Source organism: Saccharothrix sabaoui, assembly GCF_051756985.1.
In the GTDB taxonomy this organism is placed as follows: domain Bacteria; phylum Actinomycetota; class Actinomycetes; order Mycobacteriales; family Pseudonocardiaceae; genus Actinosynnema.
The window spans coordinates 1-26,814 of sequence record NZ_JBPKJK010000030.1 but is presented as its reverse complement, the minus strand read 5'-3'; the positions used below and the strand labels follow the sequence as shown (position 1 = coordinate 26,814).

31 protein-coding genes and 1 pseudogene are annotated in these 26,814 nt (G+C 74.8%); 16 read left to right on the top strand and 16 right to left on the bottom strand.

Annotated features, from left to right (window positions below; translation table 11 throughout):
* Positions 1-113 precede the first annotated feature (113 nt).
* The 4 genes from ACR807_RS12090 to ACR807_RS12075 all read left to right on the top strand — a co-directional run bounded on the left by ACR807_RS12090 (position 114) and on the right by ACR807_RS12075 (position 2,819).
* Entirely contained in the window at positions 114-884 is a 771-nt protein-coding gene (locus tag ACR807_RS12090; protein ID WP_438921356.1) for a GntR family transcriptional regulator, read from the top strand.
* Complete coding sequence (locus ACR807_RS12085) at positions 881-2,200, top strand: PTS transporter subunit EIIC (RefSeq protein ID WP_438921355.1); 1,320 nt, start codon at positions 881-883, stop codon at positions 2,198-2,200. Before ACR807_RS12090 ends, ACR807_RS12085 begins: the two co-directional genes overlap by 4 nt.
* Positions 2,193-2,462, top strand: a complete 270-nt coding sequence (locus tag ACR807_RS12080) for an HPr family phosphocarrier protein (RefSeq protein ID WP_438921354.1) — start codon at positions 2,193-2,195, stop codon at positions 2,460-2,462. Before ACR807_RS12085 ends, ACR807_RS12080 begins: the two co-directional genes overlap by 8 nt.
* Positions 2,463-2,579: 117 nt before the next feature.
* Positions 2,580-2,819: a hypothetical protein gene (locus ACR807_RS12075; RefSeq protein WP_438921353.1), complete on the top strand. Its 240-nt coding sequence runs from the start codon at positions 2,580-2,582 to the stop codon at positions 2,817-2,819.
* Here the strand turns inward: ACR807_RS12075 and ACR807_RS12070 are convergent.
* The 6 genes from ACR807_RS12070 to ACR807_RS12045 are packed head-to-tail and all read right to left on the bottom strand — an operon-like array spanning position 2,816 to position 8,769.
* Positions 2,816-3,652 (bottom strand): shikimate dehydrogenase, encoded by an 837-nt coding sequence (locus ACR807_RS12070; RefSeq protein ID WP_438921352.1) that lies wholly within the window; start codon positions 3,650-3,652, stop codon positions 2,816-2,818. The genes ACR807_RS12075 and ACR807_RS12070 overlap by 4 nt on opposite strands.
* Position 3,653: 1 nt before the next feature.
* Positions 3,654-4,886, bottom strand: coding sequence for an endolytic transglycosylase MltG (gene mltG, locus ACR807_RS12065; protein ID WP_438921351.1), 1,233 nt, complete (start codon positions 4,884-4,886; stop codon positions 3,654-3,656).
* Complete coding sequence (gene ruvX / locus ACR807_RS12060) at positions 4,883-5,398, bottom strand: Holliday junction resolvase RuvX (protein WP_438921350.1); 516 nt, start codon at positions 5,396-5,398, stop codon at positions 4,883-4,885. The genes mltG and ruvX overlap by 4 nt, the downstream gene beginning before the upstream one ends.
* Positions 5,385-8,057: an alanine--tRNA ligase gene (gene alaS / locus ACR807_RS12055; protein WP_438921349.1), complete on the bottom strand. Its 2,673-nt coding sequence runs from the start codon at positions 8,055-8,057 to the stop codon at positions 5,385-5,387. The genes ruvX and alaS overlap by 14 nt, the downstream gene beginning before the upstream one ends.
* 56 nt (positions 8,058-8,113) lie before the next feature.
* Positions 8,114-8,377 carry a hypothetical protein gene (locus tag ACR807_RS12050; RefSeq protein WP_438921348.1) on the bottom strand — a complete coding sequence of 88 codons (264 nt, stop codon included), beginning with the start codon at positions 8,375-8,377 and terminating at the stop codon, positions 8,114-8,116.
* Positions 8,374-8,769 (bottom strand): DUF948 domain-containing protein, encoded by a 396-nt coding sequence (locus ACR807_RS12045; RefSeq protein ID WP_438921347.1) that lies wholly within the window; start codon positions 8,767-8,769, stop codon positions 8,374-8,376. Before ACR807_RS12045 ends, ACR807_RS12050 begins: the two co-directional genes overlap by 4 nt.
* Positions 8,770-9,030: 261 nt before the next feature.
* Here ACR807_RS12045 and ACR807_RS12040 point away from each other — a divergent pair, with 261 nt between their 5' ends.
* Genes ACR807_RS12040 through ACR807_RS12020 form a run of 5 tightly spaced genes read left to right on the top strand, consistent with a single transcriptional unit; the run spans position 9,031 to position 15,718 of the window.
* Positions 9,031-10,413, top strand: a complete 1,383-nt coding sequence (locus ACR807_RS12040) for a pyridoxal phosphate-dependent decarboxylase family protein (protein ID WP_438921346.1) — start codon at positions 9,031-9,033, stop codon at positions 10,411-10,413.
* Positions 10,410-12,077: an IucA/IucC family protein gene (locus ACR807_RS12035; RefSeq protein WP_438921345.1), complete on the top strand. Its 1,668-nt coding sequence runs from the start codon at positions 10,410-10,412 to the stop codon at positions 12,075-12,077. The genes ACR807_RS12040 and ACR807_RS12035 overlap by 4 nt, the downstream gene beginning before the upstream one ends.
* The gene (locus tag ACR807_RS12030; protein ID WP_438921344.1) at positions 12,074-12,649 is read left to right on the top strand and encodes a GNAT family N-acetyltransferase; all 576 of its coding nucleotides are present in this window, start codon (positions 12,074-12,076) and stop codon (positions 12,647-12,649) included. Before ACR807_RS12035 ends, ACR807_RS12030 begins: the two co-directional genes overlap by 4 nt.
* A complete protein-coding gene (locus ACR807_RS12025; RefSeq protein ID WP_438921343.1) occupies positions 12,646-13,980 on the top strand; it encodes a lysine N(6)-hydroxylase/L-ornithine N(5)-oxygenase family protein in 1,335 nt (444 codons plus the stop codon). Before ACR807_RS12030 ends, ACR807_RS12025 begins: the two co-directional genes overlap by 4 nt.
* Positions 13,973-15,718 carry an IucA/IucC family protein gene (locus ACR807_RS12020; protein WP_438921342.1) on the top strand — a complete coding sequence of 582 codons (1,746 nt, stop codon included), beginning with the start codon at positions 13,973-13,975 and terminating at the stop codon, positions 15,716-15,718. The genes ACR807_RS12025 and ACR807_RS12020 overlap by 8 nt, the downstream gene beginning before the upstream one ends.
* A 199-nt stretch (positions 15,719-15,917) precedes the next feature.
* On the opposite strand, the gene ACR807_RS12015 is transcribed toward ACR807_RS12020, so the two are convergent.
* Both ACR807_RS12015 and ACR807_RS12010 read right to left on the bottom strand, forming a co-directional pair.
* A complete protein-coding gene (locus tag ACR807_RS12015; RefSeq protein ID WP_438921341.1) occupies positions 15,918-16,646 on the bottom strand; it encodes an SAM-dependent methyltransferase in 729 nt (242 codons plus the stop codon).
* 41 nt (positions 16,647-16,687) lie between these two features.
* Positions 16,688-18,037: a replication-associated recombination protein A gene (locus tag ACR807_RS12010; protein WP_447008771.1), complete on the bottom strand. Its 1,350-nt coding sequence runs from the start codon at positions 18,035-18,037 to the stop codon at positions 16,688-16,690.
* Between the two features lie 91 nt (positions 18,038-18,128).
* Between ACR807_RS12010 and ACR807_RS12005 the strand changes: the two genes are divergently transcribed.
* The 6 genes from ACR807_RS12005 to ACR807_RS11980 all read left to right on the top strand — a co-directional run bounded on the left by ACR807_RS12005 (position 18,129) and on the right by ACR807_RS11980 (position 21,242).
* Positions 18,129-18,914 carry a type VII secretion target gene (locus ACR807_RS12005; RefSeq protein ID WP_438921340.1) on the top strand — a complete coding sequence of 262 codons (786 nt, stop codon included), beginning with the start codon at positions 18,129-18,131 and terminating at the stop codon, positions 18,912-18,914.
* Positions 18,914-19,945: a CHAP domain-containing protein gene (locus ACR807_RS12000; protein ID WP_438921339.1), complete on the top strand. Its 1,032-nt coding sequence runs from the start codon at positions 18,914-18,916 to the stop codon at positions 19,943-19,945. The genes ACR807_RS12005 and ACR807_RS12000 overlap by 1 nt, the downstream gene beginning before the upstream one ends.
* Positions 19,942-20,217 (top strand): YbaB/EbfC family DNA-binding protein, encoded by a 276-nt coding sequence (locus tag ACR807_RS11995; RefSeq protein WP_438921338.1) that lies wholly within the window; start codon positions 19,942-19,944, stop codon positions 20,215-20,217. Before ACR807_RS12000 ends, ACR807_RS11995 begins: the two co-directional genes overlap by 4 nt.
* Position 20,218: 1 nt before the next feature.
* The gene (locus tag ACR807_RS11990; protein ID WP_438921337.1) at positions 20,219-20,473 is read left to right on the top strand and encodes a hypothetical protein; all 255 of its coding nucleotides are present in this window, start codon (positions 20,219-20,221) and stop codon (positions 20,471-20,473) included.
* Positions 20,474-20,636: 163 nt separating this feature from the next.
* Positions 20,637-20,915, top strand: coding sequence for a hypothetical protein (locus ACR807_RS11985; protein WP_438921336.1), 279 nt, complete (start codon positions 20,637-20,639; stop codon positions 20,913-20,915).
* Positions 20,916-20,930: 15 nt separating this feature from the next.
* A complete protein-coding gene (locus ACR807_RS11980) occupies positions 20,931-21,242 on the top strand; it encodes a hypothetical protein (RefSeq protein WP_438921335.1) in 312 nt (103 codons plus the stop codon).
* A 57-nt stretch (positions 21,243-21,299) separates the two neighbouring features.
* Here the strand turns inward: ACR807_RS11980 and ACR807_RS11975 are convergent, their stop codons facing one another.
* The 4 genes from ACR807_RS11975 to ACR807_RS11960 form a co-directional block, all read right to left on the bottom strand.
* Complete coding sequence (locus ACR807_RS11975) at positions 21,300-22,448, bottom strand: MAB_1171c family putative transporter (RefSeq protein ID WP_438921334.1); 1,149 nt, start codon at positions 22,446-22,448, stop codon at positions 21,300-21,302.
* Positions 22,449-22,454: 6 nt separating this feature from the next.
* The gene (locus ACR807_RS11970; RefSeq protein ID WP_438921333.1) at positions 22,455-22,895 is read right to left on the bottom strand and encodes a M48 family metalloprotease; all 441 of its coding nucleotides are present in this window, start codon (positions 22,893-22,895) and stop codon (positions 22,455-22,457) included.
* 74 nt (positions 22,896-22,969) lie between these two features.
* The gene (locus tag ACR807_RS11965; RefSeq protein WP_438921332.1) at positions 22,970-23,404 is read right to left on the bottom strand and encodes an XRE family transcriptional regulator; all 435 of its coding nucleotides are present in this window, start codon (positions 23,402-23,404) and stop codon (positions 22,970-22,972) included.
* Positions 23,405-23,530: 126 nt separating this feature from the next.
* On the bottom strand, positions 23,531-24,289 hold the full coding sequence (locus ACR807_RS11960; RefSeq protein WP_438921331.1) for an ESX secretion-associated protein EspG: 759 nt from the start codon (positions 24,287-24,289) through the stop codon (positions 23,531-23,533).
* Positions 24,290-24,361: 72 nt separating this feature from the next.
* Between ACR807_RS11960 and ACR807_RS11955 the strand changes: the two genes are divergently transcribed.
* A complete protein-coding gene (locus tag ACR807_RS11955) occupies positions 24,362-25,120 on the top strand; it encodes a helix-turn-helix transcriptional regulator (RefSeq protein ID WP_438921330.1) in 759 nt (252 codons plus the stop codon).
* Here ACR807_RS11955 and ACR807_RS11950 read toward each other — a convergent pair.
* From ACR807_RS11950 to ACR807_RS11935, 4 genes and pseudogenes are all read right to left on the bottom strand, one after another.
* Positions 25,047-25,616 carry a hypothetical protein gene (locus ACR807_RS11950; protein ID WP_438921329.1) on the bottom strand — a complete coding sequence of 190 codons (570 nt, stop codon included), beginning with the start codon at positions 25,614-25,616 and terminating at the stop codon, positions 25,047-25,049. The two genes, ACR807_RS11955 and ACR807_RS11950, sit on opposite strands and share 74 nt — an antisense overlap.
* 11 nt (positions 25,617-25,627) lie before the next feature.
* Positions 25,628-26,266, bottom strand: a complete 639-nt coding sequence (locus ACR807_RS11945) for a hypothetical protein (RefSeq protein ID WP_438921328.1) — start codon at positions 26,264-26,266, stop codon at positions 25,628-25,630.
* Entirely contained in the window at positions 26,259-26,621 is a 363-nt protein-coding gene (locus ACR807_RS11940; RefSeq protein ID WP_438921327.1) for a hypothetical protein, read from the bottom strand. The genes ACR807_RS11945 and ACR807_RS11940 overlap by 8 nt, the downstream gene beginning before the upstream one ends.
* Positions 26,618-26,814, bottom strand: a pseudogene (locus tag ACR807_RS11935) (WXG100 family type VII secretion target); the annotation flags it as partial. The gene ACR807_RS11940 and the pseudogene ACR807_RS11935, both read right to left, overlap by 4 nt.

The following is a 26,814-nucleotide window of genomic DNA, read 5'->3' as shown; positions in this document are numbered from 1 at the left end:
CCGTAACGGCGGTTGACACCCGGTCGGCGCGCGGAGCATCCTCCCCGCACCAACTGGTCTAGACCGGAAAGTACCAATCTCGGTCCTGACCCGCGAGCGCCGGGGGAGGGTGAGTGGACCGCACGGAGATCGTCGACGGGCCGAAGCCCAAGCACGCCCAGCTCCGCGACATCCTGCGGCGCGCGGCGGAGCGGGAACTGCCGCCCGGCTCGCCGATCCCGTCCGAGCGCGACCTGGCCCAGCGGTACCGGGTGTCCCGCATCACGGTCCGCGCCGCCGTCGGGCAGCTCGTCGCCGAGGGCCTGCTGACCAGGGCGAAGGGGCGCGGCACGTTCACCGCCCGCCGCCGCGTGGACGTGCGGCCGCACCTGGAGTCCTTCACCGACGACATGCACAAGCGCGGGCTGAGCCCGGCGACCGAGGTGCTGTCGTGCGGCGAGGGGGAACCGCCGGCGGCGGCGTCCGCCGCCCTGGGCCTCGACCAGGGCGAGCCCGCGTACCGGCTCGTCCGCCTGCGCCGCGCCGACGGCGTGCCGCTGGCCGTCGAACGCGGCTGGTACAGCCCCCGGGTCGTGCCGGGGCTGCCCACCCACGACCTGACGACCTCGCTCTACGCGTTGATCGCCGACGCCTACGGGGTCCGGCTCGACCACGCCGGCCAGACGGTGTGGGCCGAGGGCGCGGACCCCGAGACCGCGAAGCTGCTGGGCGTCCGCACGGGCTCCCCGCTGCTCGTCTTCCGCAGGGTGGCCGGTTCCCGGGGCACGCCCGTCGAGGACATGACGTCCTGGTACCGGGGCGATCTCTACCAGGTGACCATGCAATTGGACCGGACCGACCCGGAGTCCGGACCGCACCGTTCCCACGAGGGAGGTACCCCATGAGCGCCAGCGCCCCCCAGGCGACCGGCGGTCGTGAGATCAAGGGACTGGCCGCTTTGCAGCGCTTCGGTCGCAGCCTCATGCTGCCGATCGCCGTGCTGCCCGCGGCCGCTCTCCTGCTGCGACTCGGCCAGGCCGACATGCTGGGCGAGGACGGCCTCGGCTGGAACAAGGTCGCGGCGGTCATCGGCAACGCGGGTGACGCGCTGTTCGCCAACCTGCCGCTGCTGTTCGCGGTCGGCATCGCGGTCGGTTTCGCCCGGCGCGGCGACGGCTCCACCGGTCTGGCCGCGGTGGTCGGCTACGTCGTGCTCCAGGGGGTGTTCAAGGCGATGTCGCCGCTGGTCCTCGACCAGCCGGACGACCCGGCCGCCAAGGCGAACCTGATCGACTACAAGGTCCTCGGCGGCATCGTCGTGGGTCTGCTCACCGCCGTGCTGTGGCAGAAGTACCACCGCATCAAGCTGCCCCCGTACCTGGCGTTCTTCGGCGGGCGGCGGTTCGTGCCGATCCTGGTCGCGGGCGTCGTGGTCGTCATCGGCGTGCTGATGGGCCTGGTGTACCCGGTCTTCGCGGCGGGCCTGGAGAACGTCGGCGAGGCGATCACCGGGAGCACGATCATCGGCGCGGGCCTCTACGGCTTCGTCAACCGGCTGCTGATCCCGCTCGGCCTGCACCACATCGTCAACAACGTGCTGTGGTTCCAGTTCGGCGAGTTCGAGGGCAAGACCGGCGACATCCCCCGCTTCCTCGCCGGGGACCCGACCGCCGGCACGTTCCAGACCGGCTTCTTCCCGATCTTCATGTTCGCCCTCCCGGCGGCGGCGCTGGCCATCGTGCACACCGCCCGGCCGGGCCAGAAGAAGATCATCGCCGGCATCATGGGCTCGGCGGCCCTGACCGCGTTCATCACGGGCGTCACGGAGCCGCTGGAGTTCGCGTTCATGTTCGTGGCGTGGCCGCTGTACCTGATCCACGCGTTCCTCACCGGCACCTCGCTGGCCGTCAGCAACGCGCTGGGCATCCACGACGGCTTCGGGTTCTCCGCGGGCGCGATCGACTACCTGCTGAACTTCAACATCGCGACCAAGCCGCTGCTGATCCTCGTGCTGGGCGTGATCTACGCGGCGATCTACTACTTCCTGTTCCGCTTCGTCATCACCAAGTGGAACCTGAAGACGCCGGGCCGCGACGCCGACGAGGACCCGGAGGCCGACCAGAGCGCGGTCGAGCCGGCGACCGCCGGGGCGGCGGGCGAACGGCCCCGCCGCGACCGCACCCCGAACGACGAGCACGACGGAGAACACGGGAATGCCTGAGCGACGGGTCACGGTGGCGAGCAAGGTCGGGCTGCACGCGCGCCCGGCGGCACTGCTGGCCAAGGCGGCGAAGGAGCAGCCGGTCACGGTCACCATCCGCAAGGACGACGGCCAGCCGGTCGAGGCGGCGAGCGTGCTGGGCCTGATGACGCTCGGCGCGATGCACGGCGACGAGGTCGTGCTCACCGCGGAGGGCGACGGCGCGGACGCCGCGCTGGAGGCCATCGCGGGGATCATCGCCACGGACCACGACGGGGGCTGATCCCACCCACCCGTCACGGGGCCCTGCTCGCACCTCGCGCGAGCAGGGCCCCGCGGCGCGTGCGGGGGACGGCGGCGTGAGCGTGACGGCAGTGTGGGCAGATGGCCGTGTGGGCTGATGGCGCTGTGGGCACCTCGGCGCTGGTCGGACGACACCGACTCGGTCGCCGAGCCCACCGGGCCGGACCTGCGGCCGGAGCTGGTCGCACCGCTGCCGGCCGACCTGCGGCAGGCGGTGCTCCTCGTGCCGGCCGAGGCGTTCCGGCAGCGGCGGTTGCGCGAGCTGCCCCGGGCGGGCCGGGTCTCCGCCGAGGTGAGCGACCCGGAACGCGCCCGGGCCGACCGGGGCTCCCCCTAGAGGGGCAGGGGGAGGATGCCGCCGGTCGCCTCGCGCAGCGCGCGGCGCATCTCCTCGCGCGGCGCGGGGTGGCCGGTGAACTGCTCGCACTGGCCGAACGCCTGGTGCAGCAGCATGTCCAGCCCGGTGGCCAGGGTGCGGCCGTGCTTCTCCACCTCGTACGACAGCGGCGTCGGCCAGGGGTGGTAGATGACGTCCAGGACGCACGGCGACTCGGCCAGCGCGGGCGCGATCGGCTCCGTCGCGTCCGGCGGCACGGTGCTGATCAGCACGTCCGAGGCGGCGGCCAGGGCGGCGAAGTCGGCGTCGTCCCAGGTCACGACCTCCAGCGCCACGCCGAGGCGGGACGCGCAGGACTCGGCCTCGGCCGCCCGCGACACCGACCGCACGACGAGGGTCACCGCGCGCACGCCCACCGAGGCGAGGGCGACCAGCGCGGCCGTCGCCGTGCCGCCCGCACCGAGCAGCACGGCGCGCGTGCCGGAGGTGAAGCCGCACGCCGCGCTCAGCGCGCCCAGCACGCCGTCCACGTCGGTGCAGTCGGCGCGCCAGCCGTCCTCGGCGCGGACCAGGGTGTTCGCGGCGCCCACGAGGGTCGCGCGGGACGTCGCGGACGTCGCGGCGGCCAGCGCGGCGCGCTTGTTCGGCATGGTCACGGACAGGCCGACCCACTCCGCCGGCAAACCCCCGACCAGGGCGGGCACCTCGTCGGCGACGCACTCGACGCGCGTGTACGCCCAGTCGAGGCCGAGCGCGGCGAACGCGGCGTTGTGCAGCACGGGCGACAGCGAGTGGGCCACCGGCGAGCCGATGACCGCCGCACGGCGGGTCACGTCAGAAGACGCCCTTCCGCCTGGCCTCGGACACCGCGGCGTCGTGCTCGTCGAACGTGACGTTGAAGCACGTCGTGCCGTCCGTCTCGCACTTGACGAAGAACAGCCACTCCCCCGCCTCGGGGTTGATGGCGGCCTTCACCGCCTCCATGCCCGGCGACCCGATCGGCGTGGGCGGCAGGCCCTTCGTGTCGGCGCTGTAGGTGTTGTACGGCCCGGACCGCGCGCGGTCCTCGTCGCTGGTGGTGATGATGGGCCGGTCGAGCTTGTAGTTGACCGTGGAGTCGAGTTCGAGGATCTGCCCCTTGGCGAGCCGGTTGTAGACGACCCGGGCGATCTTGCCGAAGTCCTTGGTCTTGCCCTCCTTCTCGACCAGCGACGCGACGACCAGCACCTCGTAGGGCTTGAAGCCGGTCGCGCCCGAGCCGGAGGGGATGCCGTAGCTCTGGAGGCGGCCCAGCGACGTGGTGATGACGGCGCGCAGCAGGTCGGCGGCGCTCGCGCCCGGGTCGAGGTGGTACAGGCCGGGGACGATGAGCCCTTCGAGGCGGTTCTCCCGGGGCGCGGCGTTGACCGCCGGGATCGCCCAGTCGGGGATGCCCAGGGCCTGCGGGTCGGCGTTGTCGGCGACGTCGCGCAACTGCTCCACCGGCACGCACTTCTTGGTGCCGTCCAGCTCGACGCACGAGGCGTCGGACAGCATCGAGAGGATGCCCTTGGTGGTGGAGCCGTCCGGCGCGGTGAGGTCGTGCAGGACGTTGCCGCCCTTGACCTCCAGCGGCGTGATCTTCGACGTCGAGTCGACCATGCGGCTGACCGCGGCGGCCCCCGACATCTTGGTCTTCATCAGGTAGAAGCCGGGCTGGATGGCGGTGAGCCGGTCGTCCTGCGCGCCCGCCTCGGTGAACGCCCGCGCGCTCGCCACGACGCCCTGCTCCTGGAGGGTGGTGGCGATCGAGGACACGAAGTCGCCGTCCTTGACCTCGACCACCACGTCGGCCTCGCCGGTGCCGCTGTAGTCCTCGTAGGAGCCGATGCCGCTCAGCACCCGGTAGCCGTAGTAGGCGCCACCGGCGCCGCCCGCGAGCACCAGCGCCACGACGACCCAGAGGATCGTGCGCTTGCGCTTGGCCCTGGCCCGGCGGGCCGCCGCGGCGGCGGCGCTCTTCTTGCCGCGCGTCCGCTCGTCAGCGCGCGCGTCGGGATCGGCGAACAACCCGAGGTCGTCGTTCACGAGCCGTCCTTAGCTCCGGGGGCTCGTCCCTCGTCGGCGGAACGGGCCACGTGTCGCGCTCGTGCGTCCAGCCAGGACTGCAGGATCTCGACCGCGGCAGCCTGGTCCACGACAGCACGTTGCTTCTTGCCTCGCACACCGCGTTCGGCGAGCACCCGGCTCGCCGTGACGGTGGTCAGCCGCTCGTCGGTGAGCCGCACCGGCACCGGGGCGACGCGCTCGGCCAACGCCGCAGCGTACGCCGCCGCCTTCTCCGCCGCCGGCCCGTGCCTGCCCGCGAGCGTGCGGGGCAGCCCGACCACGACCTCGACCACGTCGTGCTCGGCGACGAGGCCGACCAGGTCGCTGAGGTCCCGACCGGCCTTCTCGTCACGGGACAGGGTAACCAGGGGCGTCGCCAGGAAGGCCCCGGGATCGCTCAGGGCGACCCCGACCCGCACCGCTCCGACGTCGACGCCCAGCCTCCGCCCGAGGCCGGGGTCGTCGACGCCGGCGCGGTCACCGCTGCTCAAGGGCGCGATCCACCTCGGCCCGCAGGGCGGCCACGGCCTCCTGCACGCCGGCCGGGTTCGTGCCGCCGCCCTGGGCCAGGTCCGGCTTGCCGCCGCCGCGACCGCCGACGGCCGGGGCGAACGCGGGCACCAGCTTGCCGGCGGCGAGGCCCAGGTCGCGGGCGGCGGCCGTGGTGGCCACCACGAAGCTGACCTTGTCGCCGTCCGGGGCGAACAGGCCGACGACGCCGGGCTTGGCGCCGAGCCGGTTGCGCACCTCGCCGGCCAGCGACCGCACGTCGGCGGCGGTCGTGCCCTCGGGCAGGGCCAGCGCGACGAGGGACAGCCCGCGCACGTCCAGGGCCTGCTCGGCCAGGGACCCGGCGGAGGACAGCAACTGGGCGGCGCGGACCTTCTCCAGCTCCTTCTCGGCCGCGCGCAGGCGCTCGACCAGGGCCTCGACCCGGGCGGGCACCTCGGCGTCGGGCACCTTCAGCAGCGTGGCGACGTTCTGCACGAGGGCCCGCTCGCGGGCCAGGTACTGGAACGCCTCGATGCCGACGTACGCCTCCAGCCGGCGCACGCCGGAGCCGACGGACGACTCGCCGATGACCGTGATCGGGCCGATCTGGGACGAGTGCTCGACGTGCGTGCCACCGCACAGCTCGCGCGACCAGGGGCCGCCGATCTCGACGACGCGCACCGTCTCGTCGTAGGTCTCGCCGAACAGGGCGACCGCGCCCATCTCCTGGGCGCCGCCCATGTCGGTGTAGACGACCTGCACCGGCAGGTCCTTGCGGACCGCGAGGTTGGAGACCTCCTCGATCTCGCTGCGCGTGGCGTCGGACAGGCCGCCGGTCCAGGCGAAGTCGAGCCGCAGGTAGCCGGGCTTGTTGTAGGAGCCGCTCTGGAGGGCGGACGGGCCGAGCACCTGGCGCAGGGCGGCGTGCACGACGTGCGTGCCGGAGTGGCCCTGGCGGGCGCCGACGCGCCACTCGGGGTCGACGCGGGCCTCGACGTGCTCGCCCTCGGCGATCTCGCCGCTGACCACGCGCACCTGGTGCACCCACAGCTTGCGGGCGACCTTCTGGACGTCGACGACCTCCAGCTCGGCGCCGCCGGTGACGATGGTGCCCGCGTCGCTCTCCTGGCCGCCGGACTCGGCGTAGAGGGGGGTGCGGTCGAGGACGACCTCGACGATGTCGCCCTCCTTCGCCGTGCGCACGCGCTTGCCGCCGCTGACGATGCCGCGCACGGTGGCCTCGCTGGCCAGCTCGGAGTAGCCGGTGAACTCGGTGGCGCCGAGCTCCAGCAGCTCGCGGTACACGGTCTGGTCGCCGTGGCCGGTCTTCTTGCCGGCGGCGTCGGCCTTGGCGCGGGCGCGCTGCTCGGCCATCAGCTTGCGGAAGCCGGCCTCGTCCACGGTGAGGCCCGCCTCGGCGGCCATCTCCAGGGTGAGGTCGATGGGGAAGCCGTAGGTGTCGTGCAGCTGGAACGCCTTGTCGCCGGGCAGGGTGGCGCGGCCCTCGGCCTTCACCGCGCCGGCGGCGGTCTCGAAGATCCGCGAGCCGGCGTCGAGCGTGCGGAGGAAGGTCTCCTCCTCGGCCTTGAGCACCTGCTCGATGCGGGCGAAGCCGCTGACCAGCTCGGGGTAGGTCGGGCCCATGGTGTCGCGGACGACGGCGGCGAACCGGTTGAGCACGGGTTCGGTGACGCCGAGCAGGCGCGAGGAGCGGATGATGCGGCGCAGCAGGCGGCGCAGGACGTAGCCGCGGGCCTCGTTGCCGGGGGTGACGCCGTCGCCGACGAGCAGCACGCCGGAGCGGGCGTGGTCGGCGATGACGCGGAAGCGCACGTCGTCGACCTCGTTGTCGCCGTAGCGGCGGCCGGACAGCTCCTCGGCGGCGGTGATGACGGCGCGCACGAGGTCGGTCTCGTAGACGTTGTCGACGCCCTGGAGCAGGAACGCCACCCGCTCGACGCCCATGCCGGTGTCGATGTTCTTGGCGGGCAGCTCGCCGAGGATCGGGTAGTCCTTCTTGGCCCCGCCCGCACCCCGCTCGTTCTGCATGAAGACGAGGTTCCAGATCTCCAGGTACCGGTCCTCGTCGACGACCGGGCCGCCCTCGGCGCCGTACTCGGGGCCGCGGTCGTAGTAGATCTCCGAGCAGGGGCCGCACGGGCCGGGCACGCCCATCGACCAGTAGTTGTCCTCGACGCCGCGGCGCTGGATGCGCTCCGGCGGCAGGCCGGCGACCTTCTGCCACAGCTCGGCGGCCTCGTCGTCGTCGAGGTAGACGGTCACCCACAGGCGCTCCGGGTCGAACCCGTAGCCGCCGTCGTCCTGGGACCCGGTGACCAGCTCCCAGGCCAGCCGGATGGCGTCTTCCTTGAAGTAGTCGCCGAAGCTGAAGTTGCCCGCCATCTGGAAGAACGTGAGGTGGCGGGTGGTCTTGCCGACCTCGTCGATGTCGGGGGTGCGCACGCACTTCTGGACGCTGGTGGCGCGCTCGTACGGCGGCGGGGCCTCGCCGAGGAAGTACGGCTTGAACGGCACCATGCCGGCGTTGACGAACAGCAGGTTGGGGTCGTCGAGCAGCAGCGACGCGCTGGGGACCACGGTGTGGCCGGCGTTCTCGAAGTGCTCGCGGAAGCGCTTGACGATCTCGTGGGTCTGCACGGGCTTTCCTTACGAAGTGCGTGGTGGGTGGGCGTGGCGAGGCGAACGACCCTCGTTCAGTCGTTCGCCCTGCGCGCTCGCCGACCGGTGGTGTGGCCCGTCTGCCGCTCCACGGTGTCGTGCAGCTCCTGCTCGCGCTCGGACATGCCGGCGCGCACGTCGGCGCCGAAGGACCCGAGGGCGCCCGCCAGCTCGCGCAGCCCCTGGCCGACGTTCTCGCCGATGCCGGCGGGCGTGGCGGCGTGCGCGGCCTGCCCGGCCTTGCGGGTGGCGAAGACGCCGGCGGCGATGCCGAGGCCGAACCAGAAGATCCGCTTCATCGCCCGCCCCTGCGCCGGAGGTGCTTGCCGGGGACTTCCTTGGCGGCGCGGCGGGCGCGGACGGCCTTGCTCACGCCGTAGGACAGCGCGGCGGCCTTGACCAGCGGGCCGCCGAGGGTGGCGGTGAACAGCGAGGTGAGCGCGGAGACGTTCCCGGTGACCGCGCGGGCGTTGGCGGTGATCCCGTCCACCCGCTCCAGCTGCGTGTTGACGTGCGTGATCGTCGTGTTCGCGCCGGTGAAGATCGGGTCGCTGTTCTGGTGGGCCTTGCGGATGGCGATCGTGGCCTCGTCCAGCGTCCGGCCCAGCTTGATCAACGGGATCGCCAGCAGCAGCACAAGCAGCACGAACGCGCCGGCGGCGACCAGCGCGGCGATCTGCCCTGGCGACACGGGCCCTCCTGGTGGCTCTGACAAGACTCGGGTGGGGGCCAAGGCTACCGCGCGCGGTCCGGGGGGTCCGAACGAGATCGCCCGCACGTCGTGCCACGGGGTGGGACGGCCGGCCAAGACCCCCCATTTGGCGGTCGATTCGATCGTGCGCCCGGCGGCTAGCGTGACACCGGAGTGATCGTCATGTCCGTCGGAGCGCTTGACACACACCACGCCGAGTAGATGAGGTAAGGCTAGCCTTAGCCAATCGTCGGAGGTGCCGTGTTCGCCGCCAGTCCCTCCGGACGACCGATCCCGCCCGGCCGCCCCGACGACGTGCTCGCCGCCGCGGCGGCCCGCCTCGGCGACCTGCCCGAGCACGGCCTGGGCGCCGACGCGGCGCTGGCCGTGATCACCGAGGTGCTGGTCGAGCACGGCGTGGACCTCACCCACCCGTTCGCCGCCGCCCACCTGCAACCGCCGCCGCTGGCCGTGGCCGTCGCGGCCGACGCGCTGGCCGCCGCGGGCAACGCCTCGCTCGACACCTACGACTCCGGGCCCGGCGCCATCGCCGTCGAGCGGTGGGTCGTGGCGGCGCTGGCCCGGCTGGCCGGGTTCGGGGCGGGCGCGGACGGCGTGTTCACCCCCGGCGGCACGCTGTCCAACCTGACCGCGCTGCTCCTGGCCCGGGACGCCGCCGCCGCCCGGATCGGCGTGGACGTGCGCTCCGACGGCGTGGCCGCCCTGCCCGACCCGGTGGTGCTCTGCTCCGAGGCGGCGCACTTCTCCGTGCAGCGGGCCTGCGCGGCCCTGGGCATCGGCGAGCGGGCCGTGCGGCAGGTGGCGGTGGACTCGAACCGGCGGATGCGCCCCGACGCGCTGGCCTCGCAGCTGCGCTCGGGCGGCACGCCGGTCGCCGTGGTCGCCACCGCGGGCACCACGGACTTCGGCTCCGTCGACCCGCTGCACGAGGTGGCCGAGGTGGCGCGCGAGCACGGCGCGTGGCTGCACGTGGACGCCGCCTACGGCTTCGGCGCGGTGTTCTCCGCGAAGCTCGCCGGGCTCGTCGACGGCCTGGCGCTGGCCGACTCGGTCACCGCCGACCTGCACAAGATCGGCTGGCAGCCCGCCGCGGCGAGCCTGCTGCTGGTGCGGTCGGCGGCGTCGTTCGACGCGCTGGAGCGGTCCGTGGCCTACCTCAACCCCGAGGACGACCGCGCCGAGGGCTACGACGGCACGCTGGGCCGCACGTTGCAGACCACGCGCCGCCCCGACGCGGTGAAGGTCGCCGCCACGCTGCTCGCGCTGGGGCGCACCGGCCTGGGCGCGCTGGTGGACCGCTGCCACGAGCTGGCCCGCCACGCCGCCGCGCTGATCGCCGCCGACCCGGCGTTCGAGCTGGTCGGCGGGGCGACGCTGACCACCGTGGTGTTCCGCTACCGACCGGCGGACGAGTCGCGGTCGGACGAGGTGAACGCGCGGCTGCGCCGGCGGCTGCTGCGCTCGGGCCAGGCGCTGATCGGCCGCACCGAGGTCGACAAGGCGACCTGCCTGAAGTTCACCCTGCTCAACCCGAACGCCCGGGAGGCGGACCTGGCGGCGCTGCTGGCGCTGGTCCGCGAGGCCGGCTCCGCCGCCGAACGGCTGTTGGAGGGAGTGGCATGAGACCTGACCCGCTGGAGGGCGACGACCCGCGGTCGACCGCCGAGCACGCCCACCTGGAGGCCCTGCTGCGCTGCTGGGTGCGCGAGCGGGGCGTGCCGGTGGGCGACCGGGTGCGGATCGAGGCGCTGGGCGTGCCGCTGGAGGCCGACGTCCGGTACCGCTCGGCGACCGGGTGGCACCGGTTCGGCCCGGTGACGCTCGCGGGCCGCCCCGCCGACCCGGTGGTGGCGGTCGCGCTGGTCGCCGCCGAGCTGGCGGGCGACGGGGCCGGTGGCGAGGTCGCCGACCTGGTGGAGCGCACCGCCGAGTCCGTGCGCCGGGTGGCCGGGTTCGTGGCGCACCGCAGGCGCACGCCGGTCGGTCCCGCCGACCGGTTCCTCGACGCCGAGCAGCGCCTCATGCTGGGCCACCTGCACCACCCCGCGCCCAAGAGCCGCGACGGGCTGTCGGAGGCCGACAACGCCCGGTTCGCGCCGGAGCTGCGCGGCTCGTTCCCGCTGTTCTGGTTCGCCGCGGCCGAGGAAGTCGTGTCGCACGGCTCGGTCGCCGGGCCGGACGCGCCGTCGTTGATGTCGGCGCTCGCCGGCCGCGCCCCCGAACCGGGTCGTGTGCTGGTGCCCGCGCACCCGTGGCAGGCGCACGACCTGCTGCGCCGGCCGCGCACCGCCTCGCTGGTGTCGCGGGGCCTGCTGGAGCCGCTGGGCGAGTTCGGGCCCGCCTGGTCGCCCACGTCGAGCCTGCGCACGGTGTACCGCACGGGCGCGCCGGTGATGCTGAAGCTGTCGCTGGGCCTGCGGATCACCAACTCGCGGCGCGAGTCGACGTCCACCGAGCTGCGCCGCGGGTCGGAGGTCCACCTGCTGCTGGAGTCCGGGTACGCGGCCGGCACGGAGAAGGCGCACCCGGAGTTCTCGGTCGTGCGCGACCCGTCGTGGCTCGCGGTCGACGAGGGCGGCGAGGTCACCGGCCTGGACGTGGCGGTGCGCGAGGTGCCCGACGGCATCGGCGACTCGCGCTGCCTCGCCGGTCTCGTCGCGCCCCGGCCGGGCATCGGGCGCAGCCTGCTGGGCGAGCTGGTGATGCGGCTCGACGCCGCCGAGTGGGTCGCCTCCTACACCGACCACGTGCTGGTGCCGATGCTGCGGCTCTACGCCGAGACCGGCATCGGGCTGGAGGCGCACCAGCAGAACACGCTGGTGCGGCTCGACCCGGCCGGACGCGTCGTCGGCGGCCGGTACCGGGACAACCAGGGCTACTACCTGGCGTCCTCGCGCCTGCCGGACGTGCTGGAGCGGCTGGGCGTCGCGTCCTCCGCGCTGGCCGTGGTGGACGACGCGGTCGTGGACGACCGGCTCACCTACTACCTGCTGCGCAACCAGGCGCTGGCCGTGGTCGGCTGCCTGGGTGTGGAGGGGCTGGCCGACGAGCGCGCCCTGCTGGCCGTGGTGGCGTCCCGGTTGGAGTCGGCGCTGCCCGCGCTCGCCGAGGCCGGCCCCGACGGCGACCGGCTGGCGCGGCGGTGGCTGACGGCGGACTCGCTGCCGTGCAAGGCGAACCTGATGACCAGGCTCCGGGGCATCGACGAGGTGCTCGCGCCGCTGGACGCCCAGTCGGTGTACTTCGACGCCCCCAACCCGCTGCGGGAGGGCAGGTGCGCCCGGTGACCCACCTCGACGCCTACCGGCCGACCGACGACCTGTCCGGGGTGCCCGGTCCCCCGCTGCCGGTGCTCGCCGACGGGTGGCGCGCGCGGGCCGTGGACCCCGACCGGGACCTCAACCTCGTGCACCGCTGGATGCAGGCGCCGCACGTGGTCGCGTTCTGGCACCAGGCGTGGCCCCGCGAGCGGTGGGACGCCGAGCTGCGCGGGCAGCTGGCCGGCGTGCACTCGCTGCCGCTGCTGGTCGGCCGCGACGACGACCCGCTGCTGTACGTGGAGGTGTACCGGGCGGCGCGGGACGTCGTCGCGACCGCGTACCCGGCCCGGCCGCACGACCTCGGCGTGCACCTCGCCGTCGGGGACCTGGCGATGACCGACCGGGGTCTCGTGCGGTCGCTGCTGCCGGTGCTGGCCGACGCGCTGTTCGCCGCCGACCCGCGGTGCACGCGGGTGGTGCTGGAGCCCGACGTGCGCAACCGGCGGGCGATCAGCTCGTTCACCGCGGGCGGGTTCGCGCCGGTCGGCGAGGTGCTGCTGCCGGACAAGGTGGCCCTGCTGATGGTGCGCACGCGGTGACCGCCCGCGAGTCGGTGGACGTGCTCGCGATCGGCTGCGGGCCGTTCAACCTGGGGCTGGCGGCGCTCGCGTCGACGGTGGACGACGTGGACGTGGTGGTGCTGGAGGCGCGGCCGGAGCTGCGCTGGCACTCCGGGATGATGTTCGACGACGCGGTGCTGCAGGTCAGCTTCCTGGCCGACCTGGTGACGATGGTCGCGCCGACGCACCCGCTGTCGTTCCTGGAGTACCTGCGCGACGCCGACCGGCTCTACCCGTTCTACGTGCGGGAGAGGTTCCACCCGACGCGCCGGGAGTACGAGGACTACCTGCGGTGGGCGGCGTCGCGGCTGCCCGTGCGGTTCTCGCACCCGGTGACCTCGGTGCGGTGGGAGGACGACCGGTTCGTGGTGTCCGGGTCCGCGGCGTCCGGGTCTCCGGCGTCCGGGTCTCCGGCGTCCGGGTCTCCGGCGTCCGGCGAGAGCTTCTCCCTCGAAGCCCGGCACCTGGTGCTGGGCGTGGGCACGGAGCCGCACGTGCCGGCCGCGCTGGACGGGGTGGACGTCGTGCACACCTCCGAGTACCTGCACCGGGACGTGGGCGCGGCGCGGGTGACCGTGGTCGGGTCCGGGCAGTCCGGGGCGGAGGTCGTGCTGGACCTGCTGCGGCGCAACCTGTCCACCGGCGGGCCCGCCGTGACGTGGCTGACCCGCACCCCGGTGTTCGCGCCGCTCGACTACACCAAGCTGGTGCTGGAGATGACCACGCCGGCGTACGTGCGGCACTTCCACTCGCTGCCGCGGGAGCGGCGGGACGCGGTGCGCGCCGAGCAGTGGCGCCACTACCGGGCGATCTCCTCGGAGACCATCGAGGAGCTGCACGACCTGCTGTACCGGCGGGAGTGGGAGCGCGGCCTGGCGCCCGTGGAGCTGCGGCCCGGGGTGGCCGTGGTGTCGTCGCGGGTGACGGCGTCCGGCGTGGAGCTGACGTGCGCGCACCGCGACACCGGGCGGACGTTCACGCACGTCACCGACCTGGTGGTGGCCGCGACCGGGTACCGGCAGGCGGCGACCCCGTTCCTCGCGCCGCTGGAGCCGCTCGTGCGCCGGGACGACGCCGGCCGGTACGTGGTGGCGCTGGACCACTCGATCGCGCTGGACCCGTCGGTCACCGGCCGGGTGTTCGTGGCCAACGCCGACCTGCACAGCCACGGCGTCGCGGCGCCCGACCTGGGCATCGGGGCGGTGCGCAACGCCACGATCCTCAACGCGGTGACCGGCCGCGAGGTGTACCCGCTGCCCGAGCACACCGCCTACACCAGTTTCACCGCACCGGGGGACGACGTTGACTGACCTGTGGCGCGAGTGCTCGGCCGCGTTGCTCGCCAAGACCATCGGCGAGCTGTGCTTCGAGGGCCTGCTGGAGCCCGAACCCGGCTACGAGCTGCGGTTCGACGACGCGGTGTACGCGTTCTCGGCGACGCGGACCGCGTTCGGCGGCTGGGTCGTGGAGCCCGGGTCGGTGCGGCGGGGCGCGGCGGGCATCCTCGGCGACGACGTGGTCGAGCCGTGCGACGACGTGCAGCGGTTCGTGGTGGACGCGTTCCGGTCGCTGGGGGTGGACCCGGCCACCACCGCCGGGTTCCTCGCCGAGGTGACCGCGACGCTGACCGCCGACGTGGCGCTGGCGGCGACCGCCCGCCCGGTCCCCGAGCTGGTCGCCCTGCCGCACGCGGAGCTGGACGGGCACCTGACCGGGCACCCGTGGCTGATCGCGAACAAGGGGCGGGTCGGGTTCTCGGCGGACGACGTCGCCCGGTACGCGCCCGAGTCGCGCACGCCGCTGCGGGTGCCGTGGCTGGCCGTGCACCGGGGGCTGGCCGAGTTCCGGGGCACGTCGTCGCTGTCGGAGGCGGCCGTGCGGGCGCACGAGCTGGGGCCGGAGGTGGTGGAGCGGTTCACCGACGTGCTGCGGGGGGCCGGGGCGGACCCGGCGGCGTACGCGTGGCTGCCCGTGCACCCGTGGCAGCTCGACCACGTCGTGCGCACGCTGTGGGCGCCGGAGCTGGCGACCGGGCGGATCGTGGAGCTGGGCGAGGCGCCGGACCGGTACCTGCCGACGCAGGCGATCCGGACGCTGTCCAACGTGGACTCGCCCGACCGCTACCAGGTGAAGCTGCCGCTGCGGGTGCTGAACACCTCGGTGTACCGGGGCATCCCGCCGCACTGCACGCTGGCCGCGCCGGTCGTCACGGAGTGGCTGACCGGCCTGTGGGAGTCCGACGAGCTGATCCGGTCGTGGGGCACGGCGCTGCTCGGCGAGGTGGCGTCGGTGACCGTGCGGCACCCGCGGCTGTCGCGGGCGGGCGCGGTGCCGTACCAGTGGCTGGAGACGCTGGGCTGCATCTGGCGCTCGCCGGTGGCGCTGCGCCCCGGTGAGCGCTCGTGGTCGTTGGCGGCGCTGCTGCACGTGGACCGCTCCGGCCAGCCGCTGGTGCGCGAGTTCATCGGTTCGGGTGATCCCGCGGCCTGGTTCGCGGCCCTGCTGCGGGCGTTGTTCCGCCCGTTGGTGCACTTCCTCTACACGTACGGGATCACGTTCAACCCGCACGGGGAGAACGTCGTGGTGATCACGGACGAGTCCCACCTGCCCGTCCGCGTGGCGATCCTGGACCTGGTGGACGACGTGAACGTGTCAGTCGACCGCGTGCCGGCCCGCGGCCTGGACCCGGACACCGACGACCCGGTGCTGCCGCGCAAACCGTGGCCGGTGCTGCGCCAGTACGTCGTGGACGCCCTGCTGGTCGGCGTGTTCCGCCCCCTGTCCACCCTGCTCGACCTGCCGCCCGGCACCTTCTGGGGCATGGTCCGCGGCGAGGTCGACGCCTACCGCGCCCGCTTCCCGGACCTGGCGGACCGCATGGACGCGGGCTCCCTGACCGCCCCGGAGTTCCTCCGCTTCCCGCTCAACAGCTACCGCATCACCCTGGGCTACCGGGACCTGACCGCCCGCCCCCCGGTCCCGAAGACCGGCACCCTCCCCAACCCCCTCCACACCGCCCCCTCCATCCCCCCACCCGACACCCCCTGACCCCGCGAGAGTCCAACGCCCGGGCCTCGAGAGTCCAACGCTCAGGCCCGGTGAGTTCTTCGTTCGGGCCGACCGGTCGGTATGCGGAACGGAGAACTCAGGGGTCCTGAGCGTTGGACTCTCGAGACCTGAGCGTTGGACTCTCGGGGGGGGTGGGTGCCCGCCCGGTATCCCCGGCCGGGCGGGCAGGCGGAGGGCCCTAGGGGCGGGCCAGGGTGAGGTAGGCGAAGCCGAGGGTGGCGCGGTAGCCCTTGAGCCAGCCCTCGCGGTGGTCGTCGACCACCTCGCGGACGGCGGCGGCCTCCGGGTGGTCGGGGTTGGCCAGCAGCCAGTGCTCGCGGGAGGCGCACCAGCGGGACTCGAAGTCGTCCCACTCGTCGAGGGTGGCGGTGGTGAGGTTCAGGAGGCGGTAGCCGCTGGTCAGAGCCAGGTCGACCAGGCCCGGCAGGGAGGTGGGCACCGCGTCGCCGAAGATCTCGCGGGCGGTCGCGTTGGGTTCGCGCTCCCAGAAGCCGTCGCCCAGCAGGAGGGTGCCGCCGGGCTTCAGGCGGGCGTGCACGGCCTCCAGGGTGGCCTTCGCGTCACCCCACGCGTGCGAGGAGCCGATGGAGACGGCCACGTCCGCCGGGTCGGTGTCGAAGGCCGTCACGTCGGCCAGGGCCAGGGTGACGCGGTCGGCCAGGCCGCGGGACTCGACGTTCGCGCGGCCCCGGGCGATGGCGTGCTCGTCGCTGTCGACACCGATGCCGAGGACGCCCGGCTGGTGCTCGACCGCCCTGAGCAGCAGCTCCGCCCAGCCGCAGCCGTAGTCCACGACCAACTGCCCGGGGGCCAGGCGCAGGCCGCCGATCAGGCCGTACGCCTTGGCGTCGGAGAGCGGGGAGTTGAAGTCGAGCAGGGCGTGGCCGTTCAGCGGTACTTCCGTCACGACCACACCGTGGCAGAGAGCCGATTGTTCCGGAAACGGGTTTACCGCTCCTGCCCCCGCACGACGCGGCGCAGCCTCGGCACGCGTTCGGCGAGCACCCGTTCGTTGCCCCGGCCGGTCGGCTCGTAGTAGTCGCGGCCGACGAGGTCGTCCGGCGGGTACTGCTGCGTCAGCACGCCCTCGGGCACGTCGTGCGGGTAGCGGTAGCCCTGGGCGTTGCCGAGCTTCGCCGCGCCCGCGTAGTGGCCGTCCCGCAGGTGCGCGGGCACCGAGCCGACCGCGCCCTTGCGGACGTCGGCCATGGCGGCGCCGATCGCCGTGGTCACCGCGTTCGACTTGGGCGCGGTCGCCAGGTGGACGGTGGCCTGCGCCAGGTTCAGCGCGCACTCCGGCAGCCCGATCAGCTGCACGGCCTGCGCGGCGGCCACGCACACCGGCAGCGCGGTCGGGTCGGCCATGCCGACGTCCTCGCTGGCGTGGATCACGAGCCGCCGGGCGATGAACCTCGGGTCCTCCCCCGCCTCGATCATCCGGGCCAGGTAGTGCAGCGCCGCGTCCACGTCCGACCCGCGGATCGACTTGATGAACGCGCTGGTCACGTCGTAGTGCTGGTCGCCCTGCCGGTCGTAGCGCACGGCCGCCCGGTCGACCGTGGCCTCCAGGGTGGCCAACGTGAGGACACCGCCCCCGTCGACGGCGTCGGCGGCGGCCTCCAGGGCGGTCAACGCGCGCCGGGCGTCGCCGCCGGCCAGCCGGACCAGGTGGTCCTCGGCCTCGGGTTCGACGGTGATGGCGCCGTTCAGGCCGCGTTCGTCCTCGATCGCGCGCCGGACCAGCACCCGGACCGCGTCGTCGGTCAACGGCCGCAGCTGGAGCACCAGCGACCGCGACAGCAGCGGTGAGACGACCGAGAAGAACGGGTTCTCCGTGGTCGCCGCGACCAGCAGCACGATCCGGTCCTCGACCGCGCCGAGCAGCGCGTCCTGCTGGGTCTTGGAGAACCGGTGCACCTCGTCGATGAACAGCACGGTCGACTCGCCGGAGCGCACCAGGCGGCGGCGCGCCTCGTCGATGACCGCGCGCACCTCCTTCACGCCCGCCGACAGCGCCGACAGCGCGGCGAACCGGCGGCCGGTGGCCTGCGACACGAGCGTGGCCAGCGTCGTCTTGCCGGTGCCGGGCGGGCCGTAGAGCATCACGGACGCCGGTGACGAGCCCTCCACGAGCCGCCGCAGCGGCGCGCCCGGCCCGAGCAGGTGGTCCTGGCCGACGACCTCGTCGAGGGTGCGCGGGCGCATCCGCACGGCCAGCGGCGCGTTGGCGGCGATGCGCTCCGCGCGCTCCTCGTCGGTCGCGCCGAACAAGCCCTCGTCGTACAGCCCCTCGTCCACGCGTTCGACTGTAGCCGTCCTGTGCACTGCCGCTGTCCACGTGTGCAACGGCGGTTCCGCCGCAGGTGGCGGCGGGTGCAGGGTGGGCGCCATGAGCACGTTGAGCCCGGAGCGGATAGCCCGGCACGCCCACGACGCGGGGTTCCGCGGCCAGGACCTCACGATCGCCGTGGCGGTCGCGCTGGCCGAGTCCGGTGGCGACCCCCGCGCGCACAACGCCACGCCGCCGGACAACTCCTACGGCCTGTGGCAGGTCAACATGCTGGGCGCGCTCGGCCCGGCGCGGCGGCGCGAGTTCGGCCTGGACGCGAACCGCGAGCTGTTCGACCCGGCGGAGAACGCGCGGGCCGCCAACAGGATCTCCGGTGACGGTCGCGACTGGACGCCGTGGAGCACGTACACCAACGGCGCGTACAAGAAGCACCTGGACGAGGCGCGGCGCGGCGTGGAGGCGCTGAAGCGCGGCGGCGGGTCCGGCAGTGGCGGGTCCGGCGGTGGCGGGCGCGGCGGCGGTGGTGGTGGCGGTGGCCGTGGTGGGCGCGAGGGCGGCGGGTTCTCCGTCGACCTGGGCGTGCTGCGCGACTACGCCCGCCGCACGGGGAACTCCGCCGACGACCTGACCGCGCTCGGCAGGCGGCACGTGCGGGAGGTCCGGGAGATCGCCGACGACAGCTTCGGGCGGATCGGGAAGCAGTCGGGGTTCGCGGACGCGCTGGACGACTTCGGCGCGGCGCTGCGCAAGCAGGTCAAGGCGGTCGCGCACAACACCGACGCGCTGGCCACGTCGGCCCGGCGCTCGGCGCGGGCCTACCGGGAGCAGGAGGACGACGTCGCGCGCTCGTTCCGCGGCGGGCTCACGGGCGGGGGCGAGGGGTGATGGACGCGCGCGCGATGGCCCGGCACTTCGCCGGGAGCATGATCGGGCACCGGAACTCGTTGGCGGGCAAGGCCGAGGACGCGGTGAAGGCGCAGTACGCGCTGAACCGGACCGCGGCCGGGCTCACCGACCAGGTCGAGGAGCAGGACAAGGCCACCAGGACCGTGCTGGAGCACTGGCGGGGCGACAACTCCGAGGGGTTCGAGCGGCGCTCGGCAAGGCTCGGCAGGCAGCTGCGGACCACCGCCGAGGCCGCGCGGGACGCGGAGAGGATCGTCGCGGGCGTCACGAGCGCGCTGACCATGGGGCACGCGCGGGCGCGGCGGGCCGTGGACGAGTACCTGGACAAGGCCACCGGCATCCTGGACACGGGTCTGAAGGTGGGCACGCAGGCCGCGCTGCTCAAGGCCGTCGGCCGGGCGGCGGACCTGGAGCCCGCGTACACCAAGGAGACCGCGGCGGCCGTGCGGCACGTGCGCGGCGAGCTGAAGGACGCGGCGCGGAAGCTGCGGGCGCTGGAGAAGGACGTCGAGCACGACGGGGTCGCCGACGGCCGGGCCGAGCGGACCCGGGGCGGCGCCGGTGGCCGCACCCGGCCGTCGAACGCCCGGGGCAAGGGCAAGGCGCGCACCATCGTCTCGGCCGCCCGGCGCGAGCTGGGCACGCGCGAGAGCCCGCCCGGCAGCAACCGCAACCCGTACGGCCCGACGGCCGCGTGGTGCTCGTCGTTCGCCACGTCCATGTGGCGCAAGGCGGGCGTGGACATCCCGGTGCTGCCGTTCACCGGCGACGTGTTCCGCTGGGGGCAGCGCAACGGCAAGGCGTACACGTCGCTGAGCGCCGTGAAGCCCGGTGACGTGCTGCTGTTCGGCTCGGGGCCGTCGAGCCCGGCGACCAGCAAGCACATCGGGATCGTGGAGAAGGTCTCCGGCGGCACGGTGACGCTGATCGAGGGCAACTCCGGTGACGCGGTGCGCCGCAACACGCACCGGCTCAGCTCGGCCACGTTCTACGGAGGGGTGCACCCGTGATCACGGCGAACGCGCACGACCCGGACACCGGCATCGCGGTCGAGGTGGGGCCGGGCGGCGGCCTGCGCGGCCTGACCCTCGACGCCCGGTCGCTGCGGCTCGGGCCCACCGCGTTGGCCGGGGCGGTCCTGGCGCTGGTCGACACCGCGACCGCGCGGGCGAACGCCCGGGCGCAGCGGGCGCTGGGCGACCTGTCCGCGCTGGGGATGTCGGTGCAGGAGCGCATGGTCGAGTCGGTCGAGGACACGACTCCCGAGACGTGGCGGGTGTGACGTGGGGTTGAGCGAGCGGTTGGACGCGGTGCGCGGCGAGGCGGCGGCGGACGGCGTGGCGGTGGTGGTCGACCTGCACGGCAAGCTCGTCGGCCTGACCTTCGAGCGGCACGCGCTGGCCGTGCGGCCCGGTGAGCTGGCGGGCACCGTGGAGCGCCTGGCCGCCGAGGCCGCGGGGAGGGCGCTGGCGGAGGGCGCCGCCCTGGTCGCCGAGGTCGTGCCGGAGGGCCTGCCGGAGGGCCTGCCGGGGAGGTAGCCGGCGCGGGTGGCCGTGCCCGCCCGGCGGGACAAGCGCGTTGACGGCGGCGGGACCGCGCCGACACGATGTGGACTCGTATCAACTCAGATTTACGAGTCTCCAGTTCACATCAACTCGGCGTTGGGCCCCCCGGCGCCGCGCTTCCTCGGAGGAACGGCTGATGCGCAGGTTCAGGTTGTTGACGGGCGCCCTGGCGGCGGCACTGGCGCTCGTCCTCGCGCCCACGGCCGGGGCCACCGCCGCCCCGGCCCCCTCCTCCGGCGTCCCGGCCCCGGCGCCCGGCGCCCCGGCGTCCGCGTCGGCCGCCATGGACGGCCCGCTCTTCTGGGCCACCACCCTGACGACCACGTGGGTGCGCCAGTGCGCCACCCTGAGCTGCGGCTACCACTCCATCCCGGCGGGTCAGCAGGTCGGCGTCCACTGCTCCACCTCCAACTAGGGCATCTGGTGGAACATGGTGGTCGCCACCCACCCGTTCAACTCCTCGGTGCCGATCGCCGGCTTCGTGGACGCGAACGCCCTGAACCTCTACGACGTCTCGAACTCGTGCGACACCGTCGGCCGGGGGCCGAACCGGCCCGCCTACGACCTGTGGGCGCACAGCTGCCCGCTGATGCAGTGCGGCTACGGCGTCATGCAGGCCGGGCACGACCTCGCGTACCTGGAGAGCCGGTTCTTCGAGAACACGTGGTGGGCGCTGGTGCTCGACCACGACAACGTCCACAAGAACCTCACCGGGTACGTGCACGAGTCGGACCTCTTCTAGCGGGGGGTGCGCGCCATCCCGGCGTCGGTCACCCGGCGTCGGCCACCCCGGCGTCGGTCACCCGGCATCGGCCACCGCGGCACCGGCCACGACCGCTCCGGCCGCCGCGACGACACCGGGGTCGTCGAACAGCCGGGCCAGCGCCAGCAGGTCGCGGACCTCGGCGTCGAGCCCCGCGTCCGCCTGCCACGCCGACGCGCCGGGGTTCTCCCCCGGCGGCACGGCGACGAGGTCCGGCGACAGCGCGATCCGCAGCAGGCAGGCGTCCAGCGCGCGCCCGTCCCCCGACACCGCGCGAGCGGCGGCGCGGAGGTCGGCCGGGACGCGGCCGATCAGCTCCAGCTGCGCGTCGCGGATCTCCACGACCCGCCGGTAGAGCCGCAGGTCCGTCGACCCGGACGGGAGCAGCTCGACCAGCCGGTGCGGCGGCCGTTCGAGGACCGCGCCGGGGACGGCGGCCGTGAGGCGCTCCCACAGCGGACGCAGCGCGCGGTGGGCGCGGTGCCGGTGGAGGCGCAGGCCGAACCGCACCAGGCCGGCCGCCGCCGCGCTCAGCAGCGCCACGCCGAGCAGCAGCGACATGACCGCGCCGTAGACCGGGCCGGAGATCGGCGTCCGGACGCCCAGGCCGTGCGTGACGACGTACCAGAGGCGGCCGGCCACGTAGACCAGGCCGACGGCCGCACCGCCCCACAGCAGCAGCAGCGCCGTGCGCAGCGGGCCGCGCGGCGCCGCCCGCCACCTCGGCGCCAGGAACAGTGCGGTCGCGAGCAGGCCGACGGCCAGGCACGCCTGGAACAGGCCCTGGTAGGCGATCACGCGCGGGTCGCCTGCGTGCCACAGGCCGAAGTCCGGCCGGTCGTGCCGCCGGGGCAGCGCGGTGAACAACCCCGTCATGCACACCGCCGCCACGAGCAGCGCCGCGCCGGCGGGCCGCGTGGACCGCGTGCCCTCCGAGGTGAGCCGCACCGCGGCGTGCAGGGCCACCAGGGCGGACAGGTGCCCGAGCAGGATCGCCAGGTCGGGCACGCCCGCCGCCGAGTCCACGACCCGGCGCGCGGTCCGGTCCACCAGGGTGCCCGCCAGGGCCAGCGCCAGGAACAGCCGGGCGGTCGCCCGGTGCCGCGCCGGGCCGCGCAGCCACGGCAGGCGGAGCACGGCGAGCAGCCACAGCACGCCCGGCACGGCGATCTCGACGAAGACCACCGGGGATCAGCGGTTCCCGTGGACGAACACGTCGGACAGGTGGCCGAGGACACCGGGCGGCCGGTCGTCCGCGGTCGACCACCCCGCCCGCTCCAGCAGCAGCGCGGCCACCATCTCCGCTTCCTCCTCCTGCGGCGTGGAGTAGGTGGTGCGGCCCAGGACGCGCCGCACCACCTCGGGGTCCAGGTCGGTCAGCAGGCCGGCGGGACCGCCCTCCAGGCCGTGGTCGCAGAGCACGTGGCCGATCTCGTGCAGGATGGTGTTGCGCTGGTGCAGCGCGCTCGCGCCGCGGGCGTGGAAGACGTGGTCGGCGTCGCGGGTGGCGACCCACAGGCCGCACGGCACGCCGGGCGCGGCGGCGAACGGCAGCGGGTGCAGGTGCAGGGCGCGCCCCCGCAGGCGAGCCACCTCGGCGCACAGCGCCTCCACCGTGAAGGGGCGCGGCACCGCGACGCCGGCGAGCCTCGCCCGGCAGTCGCGGCGCAGCCGGCGCCGCCTCGCCCGGTCCCCCCGCGCGGCCCTCAGCCCGGGCCGCCCTCGTCGTCCACCGGCGGCAGCCCCTCGATCGACCGGGCGTGCTCGACCATGCCCATGATCGCCCTGAGGCTGACCTCGGACAGGCCCGCCGCCCGCAGCGCCACCGCGCGGACCGAGTTGTCGCGCAGGGCGACCAGCAGTTCGAGCTGGGCGTCCACGTCCGACGTGTCCTCGTCCAGGAAGTAGGACGTGGGCACGCCGAAGAACTTGGCGAGCCCCTCCATGTGCCGCTTGGTCGGGTTGTCCCGCAGCCCCTTGCGCAGCTGCCACACGTAGGTGTGGGAGATCGTGACGCCGTCGGCGCGGATGGCCGCGGCGACCTCCTCGTAGGTGTGCTCGCGGCCCGCCGGGTGCACGGCGCGGAAGAGGCGGTCCAGCCGGCGGGCGAACCCCGTCGGCGACTCCTGCTCCCCCGTCACGCGGCACCTCCCCGGCAGATGCGCAGATGCTAGTGGACGGCCGCCCCCGCGCCGGGCCGTCACCCCTACGCACCGGACCGTCGTCCCAGCGCACCGGGCCGTCACCCCGCCGGTCGGGCCGTCGCCTCAGCGCACCGCGTCGACCAGGCCGGCCAGGTGGCGGGTCAGCCAGGCGGTGTCGGCCGGGGAGATCCGGACCCACTGCTCGGCGCCCGAGCGCTCGGTGGTCAGCGCGTAGCGGCCGGCGGCGGTGTCGGTCCAGCTCAGGACCGGGGAACGGCCGGTGCGACCGGTGGCGGCGAGCTGGCCGGTGGCGACCCGGGGCGCGTCGACCAGGGTGGTGATCGCCCGGGTCGCGCGGCCGGTGACGCCCGCTCGGGCGAGGGTGCGTTCGAGGGCCGCGTGCCCCTGCGTGGCGTAGGCGTCCACCGCGGCGGAGAACGCCGGGCGCGGCAGGGAGACCGGGTCGCCGGGGCCGGGCGCGGCGTCGCCCACGACCCTGAGGACGGCGGCCACCGGGTCGGCGACGGGTTCCAGGGCCACCTCGCTGTCGTTGAGCACGGCCAGCACGCCGCGCGCACCCCGGGTGGTCGCCAGCACGCGCCACGGCGTCGGGCGGAACACGAGGGCGTCGATGCTCGGCGACCCGTGCGCCAGCAGGCCGAACAGGTCCTCCAGCTCGGGCGAGACGTCGTCGCCGTCGGCCAGGCCCGCCTCGGTGAGGGTGCGCAGCACGGCCGCGCCCAGCTCGTCGCGCTCGTCCTCGGTCCCGCCGTGCGAGGGCACCTCCAGCGGGTACGGCGGGTCGCCCTCGCCGAAGTCCTCCCACAGCAGGTCGAACTCCAGGTGGGACAGCACCACCGCGGTGGTCGAACGTCGCGCCATGCTGCCAGAAGGTAGTGGCCCGGCCGCGTTCGCGCGGCGGGTTGGGCACAACCGGTGGTTAGGCTGCCGCACGTGGACGTCGCCGGTGGGGTGCTGACCGTCCGCGCCTCCGGCGCCGCCGCCGCGAAAGCGGCGCTCACCGGGGGCGCGACGACACCCGAGCACATCCAGCTGCTGCTGCGCTGCGCGGTGCCCGCCGGCGTCCGGGACGGGGCGCGGGGCGCGCAGCTCCGGTTCCCCGACTGCTCGCTGCACGTGCTGCCGGCGGGCGTGGTGATGCTGACCGTGGCCGAGGCGCGGCTGACGGTCGGGTTCGGCGAGCTGAAGCCGCTGATGTTCCAGCCGGTGCCGGTGGACCCGGCGCTGCGCTCGGTGTTCTCCGGCGCGGTGGCGCACGTGCTGGCCGCCGCGCACGTGCTCGACCCGCACGGCCTGGCCCACCACCTCGTGGGGCTGGCCGAGCTGGTGCTGCGCAGCGCCCTGCGCGCCGAGCTGGACCGGGTGGACGCGCTGGCCGCGCGCCGCCGCGAGGCGCTGGAGTACATCCGGGAGCACCTGGCCGACCCGGAGCTGGGCGCGGACCGGGTCGCCGAGGCGCTGTTCATCTCCCGGCGGCGGCTCTACCAGCTGTTCGACGACGGGCAGGGCGTGTCGGAGCGCATCCGGGGACTGCGGATCGACCGGGCGAAGGCGCTGCTGGCCGACCCGGCGAAGGCGGGCAGGGGCATCGGCGAGATCGCCCGGGACTGCGGGTTCGTCAGCGCGGCGCACTTCTCCCGGACGTTCCGCCAGGTCGTGGGGTCGACGCCGAGCGAGTACCGGGCGCGGTGACGGCGGGCGGGGCGAACTCGACCCCGGAGACGAACCGGCCCGCGAGGCCCGCCACGTCGAGCCAGCCGCGCCCGGTCGGCGAGTGCAGCGTGAACACCGCGACGCGCGGGTGGTCCGGGTCGGTCACCACGACCTGGAGCTGCGCGCCCGGCCCGGTCGCCGGGATGCGCTCCACGATCACCACCGGGTAGCCGGTCGCCGTCTCGCCCCGGGTCACGTCGCGGATCTCCGGACCGTCGAGGTGCGTGCCCAGCTCGACGGGGTCGGCGGGCCGGTCGACCGGCACCACGGCCGCGACCAGCAGCGCCGGGTCCGCGTCCGGGTGCTCGACCACGGCCAGCAGGCCCGCGCCGTGCCGGTGCGCCATCTCGGCGGCCTGCGTCGCGGAGACCTCCAGGCCGGGGTCGAGCGTGCCCTTGACGCGGCGCAGGACGGTCAGCAGCTCGGCCGCGGTGCGTTCGGGCGTGCCCAGCGGCACCGGGGTCACCCCCGGCACGGGTGCGAGTCTCACCCCAGGCCCGCCCGGAACGCCGCCGCCGCGCCCCTGCCGGACGCCGGTCGAGGTGGGCCGAGCAGCACCGACGCCAGCTCCGCGGTGAACGCCGAGAACCCGGTGAGGGTATCGGCGACCAGCGTGGACGGTTCCTCGGCGCGCAGCCGCTGGGCGACCCGGCGCGCCTCGGCGCGGTGGTCCCGCTCCAGCAGGCGCGCCTCGTCGAGGACCTCGTCCAGCAGGCCGCGCAGCTCGTCGTGCCGGGCGGTGGCGCGGGCGTGCGCCTCGGCGTGCGCGGGGGTGAAGCGGGCCAGGGCGCCGGTCTGGTCCAGCTCGTCGGCGGCCTCGGCCAGCGCCCGGCGCAGCCGCAGCGCGCGCCGGTCCAGCTCCTCGGCGCGCCGCTGGTTGCCGAGCAGCGTGGTGGCCCAGCCGTCGAGGACCTCGGCCGCCGCCCTCATCGCGCGCCGCACCGCCGTCAACTCCGACACCACCGCCTCCAACCGCGTCCTGAACCCGTCCGCCGCCGCACCCTGCCACTGCCCGGGTGGTCCGTCGGGCACCGCGAACGCCGCCGAGCAGCGTTCGGAGGCCGCCGCGACGGCGCCCGCGCTGCCGGGGACGGGGTCGAAGCCGAGCCCGGCGTAGTCAGTCATGGCGCAGCTCATCGGCCCGGCGGTAGGTCTCGCCGGCCGCGCGCACCTCGTCCGCGTCCGCCGCGAGGTCGAGGCCCGACAGCACCCGTGACCACTCCGCGACGAGGTGCTCGACGGCTTCGGTCACACCTTCGGGGCCGAGGTCGCCGACGGGCTCGGCGAGCAGCGCCGCGGCGGCGCGCACCTCGTCCGCGGCCTCGTCGAGCCGGCCGGCGAAGGCCGCCAGGGCGGCGGGGTCCGCCGAGAACCCACCGCCACCGCCACCGGGGAGGCCGGCGGCGGACGCGGCGGCACCGGGCCGGTCGGCGGCGGAAAAGCCGTCGCCGGACCGGTCGGCGGGGAAGCCGTCGCTCATTCGCCCAGCACCGGCGGGAAGGCGGGCGGCAGGTCGTCGAGCAGGTCGAGGCCGTTGTCGTAGCGGTTGCGGTGCTCGCCGTCCTCCTCGCGGGCGCCGGGGGCCATCGGCGGGTACATGCCGAAGCCCTGCGGTCCGCCCGCGCCCCCCACCGGGCCGACGCCGCCGCGCGCCGCCGCGCCGCCGGGGACCG

What these genes read in the sequence shown, in the direction of transcription:
- ACR807_RS12085 (WP_438921355.1), top strand. Translation starts at nt 881, where the DNA reads ATGAGCGCCAGCGCCCCCCAGGCGACCGGCGGTCGTGAGATCAAGGGA.
- ACR807_RS12080 (WP_438921354.1), top strand. Translation starts at nt 2,193, where the DNA reads ATGCCTGAGCGACGGGTCACGGTGGCGAGCAAGGTCGGGCTGCACGCG.
- ACR807_RS12075 (WP_438921353.1), top strand. Translation starts at nt 2,580, where the DNA reads ATGGCGCTGTGGGCACCTCGGCGCTGGTCGGACGACACCGACTCGGTC.
- ACR807_RS12050 (WP_438921348.1), bottom strand. Translation starts at nt 8,377, where the DNA reads ATGAAGCGGATCTTCTGGTTCGGCCTCGGCATCGCCGCCGGCGTCTTC.
- ACR807_RS12035 (WP_438921345.1), top strand. Translation starts at nt 10,410, where the DNA reads ATGAGACCTGACCCGCTGGAGGGCGACGACCCGCGGTCGACCGCCGAG.
- ACR807_RS12005 (WP_438921340.1), top strand. Translation starts at nt 18,129, where the DNA reads ATGAGCACGTTGAGCCCGGAGCGGATAGCCCGGCACGCCCACGACGCG.
- ACR807_RS12000 (WP_438921339.1), top strand. Translation starts at nt 18,914, where the DNA reads ATGGACGCGCGCGCGATGGCCCGGCACTTCGCCGGGAGCATGATCGGG.
- ACR807_RS11985 (WP_438921336.1), top strand. Translation starts at nt 20,637, where the DNA reads ATGCGCAGGTTCAGGTTGTTGACGGGCGCCCTGGCGGCGGCACTGGCG.
- ACR807_RS11980 (WP_438921335.1), top strand. Translation starts at nt 20,931, where the DNA reads ATGGTGGTCGCCACCCACCCGTTCAACTCCTCGGTGCCGATCGCCGGC.
- ACR807_RS11960 (WP_438921331.1), bottom strand. Translation starts at nt 24,289, where the DNA reads ATGGCGCGACGTTCGACCACCGCGGTGGTGCTGTCCCACCTGGAGTTC.
- ACR807_RS11945 (WP_438921328.1), bottom strand. Translation starts at nt 26,266, where the DNA reads ATGACTGACTACGCCGGGCTCGGCTTCGACCCCGTCCCCGGCAGCGCG.
- ACR807_RS11940 (WP_438921327.1), bottom strand. Translation starts at nt 26,621, where the DNA reads ATGAGCGACGGCTTCCCCGCCGACCGGTCCGGCGACGGCTTTTCCGCC.